At 43.2% G+C, this 14580-nt stretch carries 13 protein-coding genes and 9 tRNA genes; 4 read left to right on the top strand and 18 right to left on the bottom strand.

Translation table 11 applies throughout. The annotated features are described in order from the left end of the window. Positions 1 to 14: 14 nt before the first annotated feature. Positions 15 to 497 carry a type 3 dihydrofolate reductase gene (folA, locus tag ACOSVQ_RS16330; protein WP_491983548.1) on the top strand — a complete coding sequence of 161 codons (483 nt, stop codon included), beginning with the start codon at positions 15 to 17 and terminating at the stop codon, positions 495 to 497. A gap of 56 nt (positions 498 to 553) precedes the next feature. Here folA and apaH read toward each other — a convergent pair whose 3' ends face one another. The 6 genes from apaH to lptD are packed head-to-tail and all read right to left on the bottom strand — an operon-like array spanning position 554 to position 7430. Continuing rightward, the gene (gene apaH, locus ACOSVQ_RS16325) at positions 554 to 1372 is read right to left on the bottom strand and encodes a bis(5'-nucleosyl)-tetraphosphatase (symmetrical) ApaH (protein ID WP_491983547.1); all 819 of its coding nucleotides are present in this window, start codon (positions 1370 to 1372) and stop codon (positions 554 to 556) included. A gap of 11 nt (positions 1373 to 1383) precedes the next feature. Beyond that, a complete protein-coding gene (apaG, locus tag ACOSVQ_RS16320) occupies positions 1384 to 1764 on the bottom strand; it encodes a Co2+/Mg2+ efflux protein ApaG (protein WP_491983546.1) in 381 nt (126 codons plus the stop codon). A gap of 59 nt (positions 1765 to 1823) precedes the next feature. Further along, positions 1824 to 2684, bottom strand: coding sequence for a 16S rRNA (adenine(1518)-N(6)/adenine(1519)-N(6))-dimethyltransferase RsmA (gene rsmA / locus ACOSVQ_RS16315; protein WP_491983545.1), 861 nt, complete (start codon positions 2682 to 2684; stop codon positions 1824 to 1826). Positions 2685 to 2697: 13 nt separating this feature from the next. Then, the gene (pdxA, locus tag ACOSVQ_RS16310) at positions 2698 to 3690 is read right to left on the bottom strand and encodes a 4-hydroxythreonine-4-phosphate dehydrogenase PdxA (protein WP_491983544.1); all 993 of its coding nucleotides are present in this window, start codon (positions 3688 to 3690) and stop codon (positions 2698 to 2700) included. Continuing rightward, entirely contained in the window at positions 3680 to 4975 is a 1296-nt protein-coding gene (gene surA, locus ACOSVQ_RS16305; protein WP_491983543.1) for a peptidylprolyl isomerase SurA, read from the bottom strand. The genes pdxA and surA overlap by 11 nt, the downstream gene beginning before the upstream one ends. Positions 4976 to 5021: 46 nt before the next feature. After that, the gene (lptD, locus tag ACOSVQ_RS16300; RefSeq protein ID WP_491983542.1) at positions 5022 to 7430 is read right to left on the bottom strand and encodes an LPS assembly protein LptD; all 2409 of its coding nucleotides are present in this window, start codon (positions 7428 to 7430) and stop codon (positions 5022 to 5024) included. A 147-nt stretch (positions 7431 to 7577) separates the two neighbouring features. On the opposite strand from lptD, the gene djlA reads away from it, so the two are divergent. After that, positions 7578 to 8441 (top strand): co-chaperone DjlA, encoded by an 864-nt coding sequence (djlA, locus tag ACOSVQ_RS16295; RefSeq protein WP_491983541.1) that lies wholly within the window; start codon positions 7578 to 7580, stop codon positions 8439 to 8441. A gap of 114 nt (positions 8442 to 8555) precedes the next feature. Here djlA and ACOSVQ_RS16290 read toward each other — a convergent pair. From ACOSVQ_RS16290 to mutY, 12 genes are all read right to left on the bottom strand, one after another. After that, positions 8556 to 8631: transfer RNA gene (locus ACOSVQ_RS16290), tRNA-Asn, on the bottom strand. 39 nt (positions 8632 to 8670) lie between these two features. Further along, positions 8671 to 8746, bottom strand: a tRNA-Thr gene (locus ACOSVQ_RS16285). Between the two features lie 36 nt (positions 8747 to 8782). Continuing rightward, positions 8783 to 8858, bottom strand: a tRNA-Asn gene (locus tag ACOSVQ_RS16280). Between the two features lie 39 nt (positions 8859 to 8897). Beyond that, positions 8898 to 8973 (bottom strand) — tRNA-Thr (locus ACOSVQ_RS16275). Positions 8974 to 9020: 47 nt separating this feature from the next. Further along, positions 9021 to 9096, bottom strand: a tRNA-Phe gene (locus tag ACOSVQ_RS16270). Positions 9097 to 9487: 391 nt separating this feature from the next. After that, positions 9488 to 9563 (bottom strand) — tRNA-Asn (locus ACOSVQ_RS16265). A 47-nt stretch (positions 9564 to 9610) separates the two neighbouring features. Then, positions 9611 to 9686: transfer RNA gene (locus ACOSVQ_RS16260), tRNA-Phe, on the bottom strand. Between the two features lie 7 nt (positions 9687 to 9693). Next, a tRNA-Thr gene (locus ACOSVQ_RS16255) sits at positions 9694 to 9769 on the bottom strand. Positions 9770 to 9822: 53 nt separating this feature from the next. Then, positions 9823 to 9898 (bottom strand) — tRNA-Phe (locus ACOSVQ_RS16250). Between the two features lie 109 nt (positions 9899 to 10007). After that, a complete protein-coding gene (mltC, locus tag ACOSVQ_RS16245) occupies positions 10008 to 11135 on the bottom strand; it encodes a membrane-bound lytic murein transglycosylase MltC (RefSeq protein ID WP_491983540.1) in 1128 nt (375 codons plus the stop codon). 157 nt (positions 11136 to 11292) lie between these two features. Beyond that, complete coding sequence (locus ACOSVQ_RS16240; protein WP_491983539.1) at positions 11293 to 11565, bottom strand: oxidative damage protection protein; 273 nt, start codon at positions 11563 to 11565, stop codon at positions 11293 to 11295. A gap of 16 nt (positions 11566 to 11581) precedes the next feature. Continuing rightward, positions 11582 to 12631 carry an A/G-specific adenine glycosylase gene (gene mutY / locus ACOSVQ_RS16235; protein ID WP_491983595.1) on the bottom strand — a complete coding sequence of 350 codons (1050 nt, stop codon included), beginning with the start codon at positions 12629 to 12631 and terminating at the stop codon, positions 11582 to 11584. Positions 12632 to 12819: 188 nt separating this feature from the next. Between mutY and trmB the strand changes: the two genes are divergently transcribed. Beyond that, positions 12820 to 13539 (top strand): tRNA (guanosine(46)-N7)-methyltransferase TrmB, encoded by a 720-nt coding sequence (trmB, locus tag ACOSVQ_RS16230; protein WP_491983538.1) that lies wholly within the window; start codon positions 12820 to 12822, stop codon positions 13537 to 13539. Between the two features lie 106 nt (positions 13540 to 13645). Continuing rightward, positions 13646 to 14566, top strand: coding sequence for a glutaminase B (glsB, locus tag ACOSVQ_RS16225; protein WP_491983594.1), 921 nt, complete (start codon positions 13646 to 13648; stop codon positions 14564 to 14566). Positions 14567 to 14580 lie beyond the last annotated feature (14 nt).

Here is a 14580-nt window from a genome sequence, read left to right as displayed (position 1 = left end):
AATAGGGAAGAGAAATGATCATCAGCATGATTGCCGCGATGGCAAACGACAGAATTATTGGCAAAGATAACCAAATGCCTTGGCATTTACCTGCCGATTTTGCTTGGTTTAAGCGCTGCACTTTAGGTAAGCCAGTGATTATGGGACGTAAAACTTACGAGTCTATAGGTCGTCCTTTACCCGGTCGTCACAATATCGTGATCAGTCGCGATCCAGAACTGAGCATTGAAGGCGTGACTATGGTCACTTCAATTGAAGAGGCCATCAGAGCTTCAGGGGATGTTGAAGAAGTGATGATCATTGGTGGCGGTAGTGTTTATGAGGCTTGTTTACCGAACGCGAAGCGCCTGTATGTCACTTATATTAATGCCGATATAGAAGGTGATACACGATTCCCTGATTGGGGGAAAGACTGGCAAGAGACTCTCCAAGAAGCCTATTTAGCTGATGATAAAAATGCCTACGATATGAAGTTCGTTGTCCTAGAACGGATCTAAATTCAGCTTACATAAGACAAAGCCCAGCATCAGTGCTGGGCTTGTTTTTTTGAATTCTATTCAACGGCGGCACTCAGTGCATCCTGAGTGAAGAACTTCTTTTCTTCCCAATGAAGCAGAGTTAAATGTCCGCCCCAGACACATCCAGTATCAAGTCCAATAACGTCTTTACCATGATAGCCTTCCAGTGCGGCCCAGTGTCCGAATAGAACGGTTTTCTCTATTGGTATTCTGTTTTTAAGATCAAACCAAGGCTGAAGTAAATTACTGCTGACTTCCGCTGGAGGCAGCTTACATTTCATGTCTAACCTTCCATCAATAAAGCAGAATCTCATGCGAGTGTATGCGTTGATGATGTAACGATAGCGTTCTAGATCTTTAAGATCGGAACGCCATTGATCGGGGTGGTTGGAATACATATTTTCAATCAGCCATATCCAACGATCGCTTTGTAATATGGATTCGATCTCTTTCGCACATTCACGTGCAGTGGCTAAGTCCCACTTAGGTGAGATGCCAGCGTGACAAACGACAAATTCGTCATGTTCTAACAGAAGCGGTTGATCGCGTAGCCAATGCAGTAGTTCATCTCTGTCTTCCGCTTCTAGTATCGGAAGTGTTTTGTCTTTGCTTTTAATTGGATGAATGCCGCAGGCGACAGCCAGCAGATGCAAATCATGATTACCTAATACCACTTTGGCAGAATCACCGAGAGAACGAATAAAACGTAATGTCTCGAGAGATTTAGGACCACGTGCAACCAAGTCGCCAGCTACCCATAAAGTATCTTTATGCTGATCAAACTTTACTTGTTCAAGTAACAACTGAAGTTCGTCAAAGCAGCCTTGGATATCACCAACAATATAATTCGCCACGATTACTCCAATTAATTTAAAACGTTAGGAACGGCTAATCGGAAAGGCTCAATCGTTGCGACAAACTCATTTCCTTCATGGTCGTGCATAATGTAGTGTCCTTGCATCACGCCGACCGGTGTCTCAATTGCTGTTCCACTTGTGTAAGTGTACTCATCGTTGGCATCAATATAAGGTTGTTCACCTACTACGCCATCACCTTCTATGACTAGCTGTTTGCCATTGGCGTCGGTAATTAACCAGCGACGGCTGATGAGTTGTACGGTTTCAGGGCTTAAGTTCTTAATCGTGATCAGATATGCGAAAACGTAGCGTTGTTGCTCAGGAGTTGATTGTTCTGGTATGTATTTGGTATGAACTTGGATTTTAATACAAGGCGTAGAGACATCCATGTGAACTCCTTATATAGGTATGAAAAACAACAGGACGAGCTATGTCGTCCTGTTTGAGTTTATGCTTCGTAGCGATTTAAGTCAGAGCTATTTTCTGCTTCAGAGCTGAGATCATCAGAAGAATTTGCATCTAACCAGTTTGCCATCGCAACGAATTGAGGCAGTGTCAGGTTTTCTGGACGCATGGTTGAGTTGATACCGAGCTCTTCCAATACTTCTAATGATAGTAAGGCTTTATAGCAGTTACGTACGGTCTTACGGCGTTGGTTGAAACCTTCACGTACAACGCGATCTAGCCATTTTAGGCTTGTCGCTGGGTATGGTAACTCTTCATAAGGCACGAGGCGTACCACTGCTGAATCCACTTTTGGTGGCGGAACAAATGCTGTTGGTGGCACTTCCAGTACTGGTACAACTTTACAGTAGTATTGAGCCATTACCGTTAAGCGGCCATAGGCTTTACTACCCGGGCCCGCCGCTAGACGGTTCACCACTTCTTTTTGCAGCATAAAGTGCATGTCTTGCACATCTTTATGATACTCAAACAAATGGAACATTAGAGGTGTTGAGATGTTGTATGGCAAGTTACCAAAAATGCGCAGTTTGTTGTTTGGCTTTACTAGTTGAGTAAAGTCAAAACGCATCGCATCGCCTTCGTGAATGGTCAGTTTATCTGCCAGTTCTGGATGGTTACGAAGACGCTCCGCTAAGTCACGGTCAAGTTCGATTACCGTGAATTTATCCACTTCACGGCCAACAGGTTCAGTAATTGCACCAAGACCAGGTCCGATTTCAACCAAGTTCTGACCCGGGCGAGGGTTAATTGCTGAAACGATACCGTCGATAATGTAAGGATCGTTTAGAAAGTTTTGACCAAAACGTTTACGCGCTTTGTGTCCTAAGTGGACATCATTTCTCATAGTGTTCTCGAAGTTAATTCGTTTTCTTATCAACTAATTCAATAGCTTGAGCGAGTGCTGTTCTAAAACTACCAATATCGGCTGTACCTGTAGCAGCAAGGTCTAATGCTGTTCCATGGTCAACAGACGTTCGGATAAAAGGCAGACCTAATGTGATATTCACTGAGCGACCAAAGCCTTTGTATTTTAATACAGGAAGAACTTGATCGTGGTACATACCTAAAACGGCATCCGCTTTTTGCAAGTATTTGTCGTTGAAGATAGTGTCTGCTGGCAGTGGACCAATTAGATTAAAACCATCTTGTTGACGTAATTTTTCCAGTGTTGGAGTAATGGTGTCGATTTCTTCTCGACCCAGTACGCCATCTTCACCTGCATGAGGATTGAGGCCACATACATATATAGTAGGCTGCTCAATCGCAAATTTCTCAACGAGATCCTTGTGGAGAATATGAATGATCTTTTCTAGACGCTCACTAGTTACCGCTTTGGATACGTTAGCCAGTGGTATATGCGTGGTTACAAGTGCAACTCGTAACCCTTCCGTTGCCAGCATCATTACCACGAGAGGGGTATTGGATTGCTCTGCAAAAAATTCGGTGTGTCCGCTGAATGCGACACCTGCTCGGTTGATCACCCCTTTATGTACAGGGCCGGTGACAATAGCATCAAATTCATTATTCATACAGCCCAAAGCGGCTCTTTCTAATGTTTTTAATACATAATGTCCGTTTTGCTCATCAAGCTTTCCAGCAACAACAGGCGTTGCCGTTGCTATATGGTCGACAACGAGAGTGCCTGCTTTCTGAGGTTGGGGATATGAATTGTTATCATAATCAATGAGTTCAACTTCAATCCCTAGCACAGCCGCTCTTTGTGCCAACATGTTCTTGTCAGCACAAACAACAATTTGATGAGTCCAATCTTCTTTTGATAAAGCGAGAACGAGATCGGGGCCAATACCTGCGGGTTCACCCGCAGTTACCACGATACGTTTAATCTTCATCTTGCTCACCTTTTAGCTCTTCAATGAAAGCACTGGCGCGAAGTTCTTGAATCCAAGCACTTGCTTCTTCGTTGAATTTACGGTTAAAGAGAATTCCGTAAGCTTTGTTTTTAAGAGCAGAATCAGTACGGTCAACTTCGCGTCGATCAAGGATTTCAACGATGTGCCAGCCATGTACGGTTTTAAATGGTTCGCTGATTTGGCCCATAGGAAGGGTTTCAACTTGGTGTTTGAACTCTGGTACATACAAATCTGGCGTTTGATAGCCAAGCTCGCCATGTTGCGCAGCAGAACCTGGATCTTGGCTATACTGCTGAGCCAGATCTCCAAAGCTTGCTTGGCCTGCTTTGATTTGCTGAATGAACCCTTCAAGTTGTTTCTTAGCGCCATCGTCGCTCAGAATAATGGTTGGCTTAATCAGGATATGTCGCGCGTTGACTTCCGTTACTGCAACGGTTTCTAGGCCTTTAACATCATCAATTTTCAAAATGTGGAAACCGACACCACTACGGAATGGACCAATAATGCTACCTTTGTTTTGCATCTTGATTTGGTCAGCAAAAATGGTTGGCATTTCTTCTTTACGCATCCATCCCCAGTTACCTCCTTCCAATGCTTTTGGCCCTTTAGAATAGGTGTAAGCCATCTTACTGAAGTCTGCTCCAGCGTTTAGCTGTTCAACTAACTCATTAGCTTGCTTTTCTATCTGAGCCTTATCTTGATCATCATTGAAGCGCAGCTGAATATGGCTGATTTTGTACTGAACAGTGGCGTTGGTTTCTTGTGCAAGTAGCTCTGCCAGCGTGTCTACTTCTGCTGGAAGAATGTTAATACGACGACGAACCATCGCATTGCGCGCTTCGCTTGCAGACATCTCTTTACGAATTTGCTCGCGAAACTCAGCGTAAGTAAGTCCTTGTTCACTGACTGATGCTTGCAGCTGTTCTAAGGTTTGATTGTTCTGTTTAGCGATATTACTAATGGCATCACTTAGGCGAGCGTCATCGATACGTACCCCAATACGCTCTGCTTCTTGCTGCTGCAATGTGTCAATAATCAGTTTTTCTCTTACTTGCTCACGTAGAACCGATTCTTCAGGCAGAGCCTGACCATTGCTGCTGGCATTGACACGTACAGTTTTTAACGCGCTATCAATATCGCTTTGTAAGATAACACCACCGTTGACGATGATGGATACTCGGTCAAGTTCTACAGGAGCAGCATTGGCATTAGACAAGCCAAGAACAGCCACTAATCCTAAGAGAGTGTGTTTCCACAAATTCATTTAAAATCCTATTATCTTAATAACGTAAAGTTATCTAAATCGTAAATCAGTTATTCAAGAAGAATGGGCGACCATAGCTTAGAGAGTTGCCAGAACTATCTAGCCCCGTCATGCTTGACCCTGCACCAACACTAGTGCCAAAACCGATAATGCCGATGTTAAAGCTAAAGTTGTTTTCATAAACAGGGTCTTTGTAGTACGCCACATCGTTGAGGCTGGTGGTTCCCCAGCTCTTAAGTTGATTGCTGTAGGTGAATCCCATGTACCAGCAGTCCGAGGTATAGCGTAGATTCGCTAGCCATTCTAAGGCTTCGTCGGTGGTTAAATCATGGAAATATTGCGCACTGGCATACCATTTTTTAGATAATTGATATCCAGCAAGCACACCCGCTTGAGAAATGCCATCCTGCGTAATGCTGGCTACATCAATACTGTCACCTACCGTGTTTTCAATATATTCTTTGGTAACATAGCGATAGTTAGTCTGGATAAATCCACCGTCAAAGCGATATTCGAGCGTACTGTTCGCTAATTGCAGCGCGCTGGTATCAACGTCGTATTGCACACCACCATGATAGAAGAGGAAATCATCATAGTTGAAGTCCATTTCCATTGCCCAGGCTGAGTAATTAGTTTTCGTGCCGTCTTCACTCTCTGATTCGTCTGTATTGTTCGTCGGCTTAAATTTCTTATCAATATAAAAAATTTGACCAAAGGCGATGTTTAAACGCTCTTTATAGGCCTCATCGAAAAAGCGGCTAGAGGCACCGTAGCTGAACTGGTTTGCTGGAGCAATGTAATCAACGCCACTGTATTTACGGCTGCGGAAAAGACCATAGTAATCAGTTTGCAACAAAGTCGTATCGTAAAGACCGATGTTACTTTGATCTTTACTTGGCACATATACGTATTGGACTTGAGGTTCCAGTGTCTGAGTATAGTTATCCAATAAAACTGTATCGCGTTCTAGAACAATTCCTGCATTTGTCCTGAACTCAGGAATAACACGAGAAACGCTCTCTTCCAATCCATAATAGTCATTATCGTTTACTCCATTACCATCACTATCTTGATAGGAGGTATCGACACCATCAAGATCTTGCTGGTAATAAGTACCAAGCACTCGGGCTTCAGTTGTCCAGGTGCCCCAAGTATTGGCTAGCGGTATTTTGAATCCGGGCTCGATATGTAAACGAGTTGCTGACGGTTTGCCTTCACCATCTGTCTCAAAGCGCGAAATGTGGCTTTTTAGATCAAAATCCAAATAACGCATCAGTTCTGGCGAATAGTAGTTAAATGCTAATTGAGGCATCAAACGATATGGCTGACTAGAACTAGTTTGGTCTTCCAGTAGCAACTGGAATTGTCGAACGAGAATAGATGTATCCCAGTTTTGGCTACGGTAGGTTACTTGACCTTCTTGAATGAGCTGACCATCTTCTCTACTACCAATGCTGGAGTCCAAATCAGAGAAGTATGAGTAATCACTGACTTTTGAATAATCTACTTCAAACTTCCACGCTTGTTGGTAGATACCGCTGTGTTCGTATTGATATCCCCAACGCGCCCCTTTTTCTAAATGAAGTTGGTCTTCATTCAGGTATTCAGACTTTATTTGTCCTTCACCAAAATCAGTGAGGTAGCGGAATGTACTGTTAATTTGCGACCCACGATTCTGCATATAGTGGAAGGCGGTTTCGAGATCGTAGTTTGGCGCTAAGTTCCAGTAAACTGGAATGTCCATTTCGAAACCGTCTCGAGTACCATAAGAGACTGTTGGGTACAGGAAACCTGTTTTACGAGTATCACCAATGGGAACCGTCAAGAATGGCAAATAAAAAACAGGTACGTTCTGAATCTCTAGTCGAGGATTATAAAAGGTTGCTTGCTCTTCATTTTGGTCAATATCAATACTTGATGCGCGAAGACGCCAAGAGTTATCATCTTCAGGGCAGGAGGTAATAGAACCGTCTTCTATTTCGTAGACTGCCTTACCTGTTTTAGCCACATATTTAGCATCGCCTCGTCCAGGTTCGCACAAGAAATTGTAACGAGTGTTCTCTAGCGTCATCTCATCGTTATTGAGATTATTGACTGCTTTATCCGCTACTGCTTTGACTTCGCCATCGCTGAAATTTACGTTTCCTTCAGCAACGGCAATGTTGTCTTTCTGGAGCAGAGTCACGTTATCCGCTTCAATGCGCTTTTTACCTTGTACAACAACCACATTACCTGAGTAAGTCGCTTTATCGCCATTAATTGCTTCTAGATTATCCGCTTCGACATTGATAGGCTGTTCGTTTGGATTATCGGGTTCAGGTTCATTGATAAGACACTGATCGATAGCAGGCAATTTTTGCACACTGTCATCTAGCGTATCTTCTGCGTGGATCTGGGGTGCAAAGAGTGCAGCGCTAATGGAAACAGCTAAAAATGAGCGGGAAAAAAGTGACATTGAATTGTACTATCCTGTTGAACTTGTGTAATTCCAATATTGGGAGCAAATGCTAAATGATAACGTCCGATATCATAAAGGAATTTCACTCTCCCGGCACTATCAGACCGCTTTACTCCTAAAAAATTCATAGATTGAGAGCACATAATGCATATTTTTGGCAAAATTCTTGGCGCTTTCTTCGGCTTTCTGTTCGGAGGACCCGTTGGCGCACTTTTTGGTCTATTTCTTGGACATCAATTCGATAAGGCTAAGCGATTAAATCAAGCAGGATTTCATACAGGGAGTTTTGGTTCAGGTCCAAGTCAAGCTGAAAGACAAGAAGAGTTCTTTAAGGCTGCATTTTCTGTAATGGGGCATGTTGCAAAAGCAAAAGGTCAAGTCACAAAAGAAGAAATTCAGCTCGCCAGTATCATGATGGATCGCATGAGCTTACATGGTGAGCAGCGTTTGGCTGCACAAAATGCATTCCGAGATGGGAAAGATGCGAATTTTCCTTTGGAAAACGTGTTAGAGAGAGTACGCATTTCTGCTGGTGGTCGTTTCGATTTGATGCAGTTCTTCCTTGAGTTGCAGATCTCTGCTGCTTTTGCCGATGGAGATATCCATCCAAGCGAACGAAATGTACTTCATAAGATCGCGAGAGGATTAGGATTTTCTTCCGAGCAACTTGAAAGCCGTCTTCGTATGCAAGAAGCTTCTTTTCGTTTCCAACATGGTGGCGGTTTTGGCGGGCAGCAACGTCAGCAACAATATTCTTCTGGAGGAGGGCAGTGGCAACAACCCTCAACTAAAGATCGGTTATCTGATGCCTATTCGGTGCTTGGAGTGAGTGAAAATGCAGATGATAAAGAGATTAAGCGCGCTTATCGTAAGTTGATGAACGAACATCATCCAGATAAGTTGATGGCTAAAGGCTTGCCGCCAGAGATGATGAATGTTGCTAAAGAGAAGTCTCAGGAAATTCAGCAAGCCTATGACTTAATCAAAAAAGAGAAAGGCTTTAAATAGAATGTGATTTGTAAGGGTAAGCAAGGCTTGCCCTTTTTTATGTACACAGTTTCTGTTTGAAAGATATTTGTGACAGATAGAAAAAAAGCCAAGTCTTCGACTTGGCTTCAAAAGTGGCTCCCCCTGCAAGACTTGAACTTGCGACATACGGATTAACAGTCCGCCGTTCTACCGACTGAACTAAGGGGGAATTGCTTTTACATATCTTAGAAAGACATCTTTTTAATAATGGTGCCGACTACCGGAATCGAACTGGTGACCTACTGATTACAAGTCAGTTGCTCTACCTACTGAGCTAAGTCGGCTTTATCAACAAGTATAAATATACTCATCAATGAAAGTGGCTCCCCCTGCAAGACTTGAACTTGCGACATACGGATTAACAGTCCGCCGTTCTACCGACTGAACTAAGGGGGAATTGTTTTTTTACCTATCGAGGTGATAAGTTTGAAAGAATGGTGCCGACTACCGGAATCGAACTGGTGACCTACTGATTACAAGTCAGTTGCTCTACCTACTGAGCTAAGTCGGCCCAAATTTTCTTTCTGTTGCTCGTTCTAAACACCAACAACTTAAATATGGTGCCTCGAGGCGGAATCGAACCACCGACACGAGGATTTTCAATCCTCTGCTCTACCGACTGAGCTATCGAGGCAACGGGGTGTATTAAAAGGTTTTTCGCATTTAACGTCAACACTAAATTGCAAAAAAAATGTCGTTTGTTGCTTTTCTATACTTAGTGACTTGTTTTTGCCCATTTTCGTTAAGAAATAGCGGGGTTTTCTGTTAATAAAGAGGTATTGCTAGTGAGTTAAACCTGACATTTGAGTCTAATTCTGGCCATAAAGCTTTAAAAACTGTCGATGCTATTTATGTTTCTTTAGGTGGTTTGTTCTTAAAAATGAGAAGCAGAAGGGGGGGCTGACTGTTAATTGAAATCAGCAAAACACATAACGAAAGAATGGTTTAAATAATAGTTTTTTAATGTGAGATTTTTTTGGATTCAGATATGAAAAAAGCCAAGTCTTTCGACTTGGCTTTAAAAGTGGCTCCCCCTGCAAGACTTGAACTTGCGACATACGGATTAACAGTCCGCCGTTCTACCGACTGAACTAAGGGGGAATTATTTGTGTGTAATTCCTAATGAAAGAAACAACTGCACCAAATAATGGTGCCTCGAGGCGGAATCGAACCACCGACACGAGGATTTTCAATCCTCTGCTCTACCGACTGAGCTATCGAGGCAAAAGAATGGTGCCGACTACCGGAATCGAACTGGTGACCTACTGATTACAAGTCAGTTGCTCTACCTACTGAGCTAAGTCGGCACACTAATATTCTTATATGCACATTGATGTCTTAGACACCAACAATCAAATTGTGGTGCCCGGAGGCGGAATCGAACCACCGACACGAGGATTTTCAATCCTCTGCTCTACCGACTGAGCTATCCGGGCAACGGAGCGCTATTAAACGGATTTTCCCTCTCGGCGTCAACCAGTTTTTTATAAAAAAATTAAAAATCGTGTTGTTTGCTGATGTTTTGAGCTGATTGCGCGTTTTTTATCACTGTGCGTTGAATTCTTTCTTATATTTCGTCACTTTTTCTAGGTAACGACGTGATTCAGAATTTGGATGTTTTTTGGTGAGAGCCCAATAAACTTGATTTGGTTGTAATGAGTTAAGGTCAGACATTGCTCGTTTTCTATCCTTGCTAAAGGTATTTAGTACGCCTCCCGTACCACCGTTGTAGGCTGAAATCATACTGTATTCGAGAGATGTGGGGTTACGCACATCTTTTAGATAACGAGTTTTCAGGATATGGAAATAGGCGGTTCCAGTATCAATGTTGTTTTCTGGATTAAACAAATACTCAGGGGTTGGCTGACCGGATTTGTTTTTCACTAGCTTATACACGTCACGACCAGCTGTTTTAGGCACGACCTGCATCAAGCCATATGCATTCGCCCAACTGACCGCATAAGGGTTAAAACTGCTCTCTGTTTTGATGATGGCGTAAATCAGATCCTCTGGGATGTTATATTTGCGCGACGCCTTTTGTACGATGCTCGCGTATTGATAACTACGGATCTGAATTTGATCTTCTACCATCGGAATTTCAACGTAATAGGCTTTTTTGAAATCCACTTGTTTGACTTTGACCTGATTGGCAATCAGATAATCAGCGAAACGATTTGCACGCCAGCCCCATTGAATGGGCTGCTTATCTTGATCGAGTACTTGGTTGTAGAGAAAGGGTTGTCCTTTTAATTCAATCTCTTGAGAGGAAAAAAGGTCAACGCTCATAGGATCGTCTGGTGTGAGTAAAGTAGTGACAATCGCTCTTTTTAAATGACCTTCAGGATCGGTAGGAGAAACCGTTTCGACGATGATTTTACCTTCTTGGAAGTTTACTTCAGCGCGGCTTAGATAGTTATCAATGTATTTTACGTAGTTGCTTTTGCCTGCAACTTTTATTTCACGGCTACCCCAGCGCTTTTCAATATTGCCGGAGAAACTATTAATGAGAGCATCAAGTGCTGCTGTATCTTTTTCAAATTGCCCCGGAAGTTGGGCTAGATTTTTTGCGAAACGGTTTGTTGGTTCGTAGTTCACATCGTAAATGCTTTCAACGAATTCACGGCTGCATCCAACTAGCGTTAGGGCAATCATACAGTATGCAAACTTTCTCATGCGCTCCTCAAAACAGCCTTCAAGGTGAAATTAATCAACGTGATAGGCTCAAATAAAAATGACATCACAACTTGAGTTCATAGACTCTCGCCAATGATGTCATTTATTTTCCTTCGATAAAATAGGGTTTTTCTTTATCTACTTTGGACTTGATTTCTTACTGGCTAGGTGGAGTGTAGCCTTCGATGTGCACCTCTTTACCTTCAAACAAGAAATTCACCATCTCTTGTTCCAGAAGTTTACGATGCTCAGGATCCATCATGTTGAGTTTCTTCTCGTTGATCAACATGGTTTGCTTGGCTTGCCATTGACCCCAAGCTTCCTTAGAAATGTTGTCGAAAATACGTTTACCGAGTTCACCTGGGTAAAGCTGAAAATCCAAACCATCAGCTTCTTTTTCTAGTCGAGCACAAAATACCGTGCGGCTCATAAGGATTTCCTCTTAATTAAATCTCATACAGAAGGCTTTGCAGTAATTGTTTTACTGGGGCAGCTAAGCCAACTTCTTCAGGTTTGTTTAAGTTATACCAAAGACCTTTGTTTGCTTCCATTACCATGTCTGGTTTGGTGGACAGTTCCAGCAAAACTGGCGTGATATCGAGATGGTAATGGCTAAACGTGTGACGAAAAGCGATAAGTTGCTTCTTAGCCAGCACTTGCTTGTCGTGAATAGCACGTTTATCTAAAACAGTTTCAATCTTAGAGTCGCCATTTTCGGGAAAGCAAAACAGTCCCCCCCAAATGCCACTTTGTGGACGTTGTTCAAGCCAAACATCATCTCCGTGACGCAGAATCACAAACCAGGTTTCTTTTTCTGGTTTGGTTGTTTTGGGCTTCTTACCCGGATAATCCAATGGATTACCTTGTTGTTTTGCTAGGCAAAATTCTTCAACAGGGCACAGGCTACATTTGGGTTTTGAACGGGTGCAAATCATCGCCCCCATATCCATCATGGCTTGATTGTATTTGTCGACATCTTCCTTTGGAGTATGCATTTCTGCATATTGCCAAAGTTGGTTTTCAACCGTTTTTTTCCCCGGCCATCCATCAATGGCAAAGCTGCGAGCTAATGTTCGTTTAACGTTACCGTCTAAAATCGCATGTGGCTGTTTATGGACAGAAGAAAGCACGGCTGCGGCGGTAGAACGCCCAACACCGGGTAGTGCATTCATATCTTCAATATCCGTTGGGAACTCACCGTTATATTGCTGTGCAACTGTTTTTGCTGCTTTATGCAAGTTACGAGCGCGAGCGTAATAACCTAGCCCCGTCCAATAATGGAGAACTTCATCTTGCTCAGCGTTAGCAAGGTCAGTCACCGTTGGAAAACGCTGCATAAAGCGCTCGTAATAGGGAATAACGGTGGCTACTTGCGTCTGTTGGAGCATGATTTCCGACAGCCAGACGCTATATGCGGTTTTATTTTGCTGCCATGGCAGATTTTTACGCCCGTAGCTGTCATACCAAGTGAGAATTGCCTTAGCAAAAGGAGTCACGACTTTACTCATCTATATTAATTAAAATAATGAGGCAAAATTGCACCACAGATTGGTCAGGATGTAAAACAGACAAAAACTACGGGTATTTGTGTTGATTTGACCAACAATAATACTTGCACCTAAAGTAATTCTTTGGATAATCACAGCCCTCAAACTCAAGACTAAATTTTATACAGGCAATATCAATGAGTGAAGTAACCACTAACGAGTTCACAGAAGATGGCAAAATCGTTCGTCGAATTCGCAGTTTTGTTCGTCGTGAAGGTCGTCTAACTAAAGGCCAAGAAACAGCGATGAAAGAATGCTGGCCAACTATGGGTATCGAATATCAAGCGAGCTTACTCGATTGGAATCAAGTATTTGGCAACAACAACCCAGTGGTTTTAGAGATCGGTTTCGGCATGGGTGCGTCTTTGGTTGAAATGGCAAAGAATGCTCCAGAGAAAAACTTTATTGGTATTGAAGTGCATAGCCCAGGTGTTGGTGCTTGTTTGTCTGCTGCTCGTGAAGCGGGTGTAACTAACCTGCGTGTTATGTGTCACGACGCTGTAGAAGTATTCGCGCACATGATTCCTGACAACAGCCTGCACACATTACAACTATTTTTCCCAGATCCTTGGCACAAGAAACGTCACCACAAACGTCGTATTGTTCAACTAGAGTTTGCTGAAATGGTTCGCCAAAAGCTGATTGTGGATGAAGGTATCTTCCATATGGCAACTGACTGGGAAAACTATGCTGAGCACATGATTGAAATCATGAATCAAGCACCGGGTTTTGCGAACATCGCACAAGATGGTGATTACATTCCACGCCCAGATGAGCGTCCACTGACTAAGTTTGAACAGCGTGGTCATCGCCTTGGTCACGGAGTTTGGGATATAAAATACAAGCGCGTGAGCTGATTTTTGTTCCAAAGAATGAATTTTCAAAATGCCAACATTGCTGCAATGTTGGCTTTTTTTGACCTTTAACTTTTGATAAAGCGTGTTGACACAAGTAAGTGACATGATGAAACCGACTTCAGAAATACTTGCGAGCATATTGGATGACGTTCGCCCTTTGATTGGACAAGGAAAAGTCGCTGATTACATCCCAGCATTGGCAAAAGTACCGAACAGCAAATTAGGTATTGCGGTTTACACCAACCAAGGCGAAGTGTTTACCGCCGGAGATGCCGAAGAGGGATTCTCCATTCAGTCTATTTCTAAAGCACTGAGTCTGACATTGGCAATGGGGCTTTATCAGCCTGAAGAAATATGGCGCCGTGTTGGTAAAGAACCTTCTGGTCAGGCATTTAATTCGTTGATTCAGTTGGAAGTTGAGCAGGGTATCCCGCGCAACCCCTTCATCAATGCTGGAGCTATTGTGGTTGCAGATATGCTTAGTAGTCGTTTGTCTGCACCTCGCCAACGTTTACTTGAATTTGCCCGTCAGCTAAGTGGCGAGCCACAGATCGTCTACGATAAGGTGGTTGCCGCTTCAGAAATGATGCACAGTGACCGCAATGCTGCAATTGCTTACCTGATGCGTTCATTTGGTAACTTCCATAATGATGTATTGCCCGTATTGAATAACTACTTCCACGCTTGTGCATTAAAAATGAGCTGTGTTGAACTGGCAAAAACCTTCAGCTATCTTGCCAATAAAGGTGTTTCCGTTCATACCGGAGAAGAAGTGATAACGCCAATTCAAAGTAAACAAGTAAATGCGTTACTGGCAACATGTGGTCTGTATGATGGCGCTGGGGAGTTTGCTTACCGAGTAGGGATGCCGGGTAAATCAGGCGTTGGCGGTGGTATTGTCGCCATAGTTCCGGGTGAGATGACGATCGCGGTATGGTCTCCAGAGCTGGATGCTTCTGGTAACTCGCTGGCAGGGACTCGTGCTCTTGAACTGTTAGCGCAACGTATTGGTCGTTCTATCTTTTAACGAGACGTGAGGAA

The organism is Vibrio sp. HM8-C (assembly GCF_058630515.1).
Note: the sequence above shows the minus strand (reverse complement) of the source record. Positions and strands in the feature narration are given on the sequence as shown.

What these genes read in the sequence shown, in the direction of transcription:
- glsB (WP_491983594.1), top strand. Translation starts at nt 13,646, where the DNA reads ATGAAACCGACTTCAGAAATACTTGCGAGCATATTGGATGACGTTCGC.
- ACOSVQ_RS16240 (WP_491983539.1), bottom strand. Translation starts at nt 11,565, where the DNA reads ATGAGCCGCACGGTATTTTGTGCTCGACTAGAAAAAGAAGCTGATGGT.
- djlA (WP_491983541.1), top strand. Translation starts at nt 7,578, where the DNA reads ATGCATATTTTTGGCAAAATTCTTGGCGCTTTCTTCGGCTTTCTGTTC.
- rsmA (WP_491983545.1), bottom strand. Translation starts at nt 2,684, where the DNA reads ATGAGAAATGATGTCCACTTAGGACACAAAGCGCGTAAACGTTTTGGT.
- pdxA (WP_491983544.1), bottom strand. Translation starts at nt 3,690, where the DNA reads ATGAAGATTAAACGTATCGTGGTAACTGCGGGTGAACCCGCAGGTATT.
- lptD (WP_491983542.1), bottom strand. Translation starts at nt 7,430, where the DNA reads ATGTCACTTTTTTCCCGCTCATTTTTAGCTGTTTCCATTAGCGCTGCA.
- folA (WP_491983548.1), top strand. Translation starts at nt 15, where the DNA reads ATGATCATCAGCATGATTGCCGCGATGGCAAACGACAGAATTATTGGC.
- surA (WP_491983543.1), bottom strand. Translation starts at nt 4,975, where the DNA reads ATGAATTTGTGGAAACACACTCTCTTAGGATTAGTGGCTGTTCTTGGC.
- mltC (WP_491983540.1), bottom strand. Translation starts at nt 11,135, where the DNA reads ATGAGAAAGTTTGCATACTGTATGATTGCCCTAACGCTAGTTGGATGC.
- apaG (WP_491983546.1), bottom strand. Translation starts at nt 1,764, where the DNA reads ATGGATGTCTCTACGCCTTGTATTAAAATCCAAGTTCATACCAAATAC.
- trmB (WP_491983538.1), top strand. Translation starts at nt 12,820, where the DNA reads ATGAGTGAAGTAACCACTAACGAGTTCACAGAAGATGGCAAAATCGTT.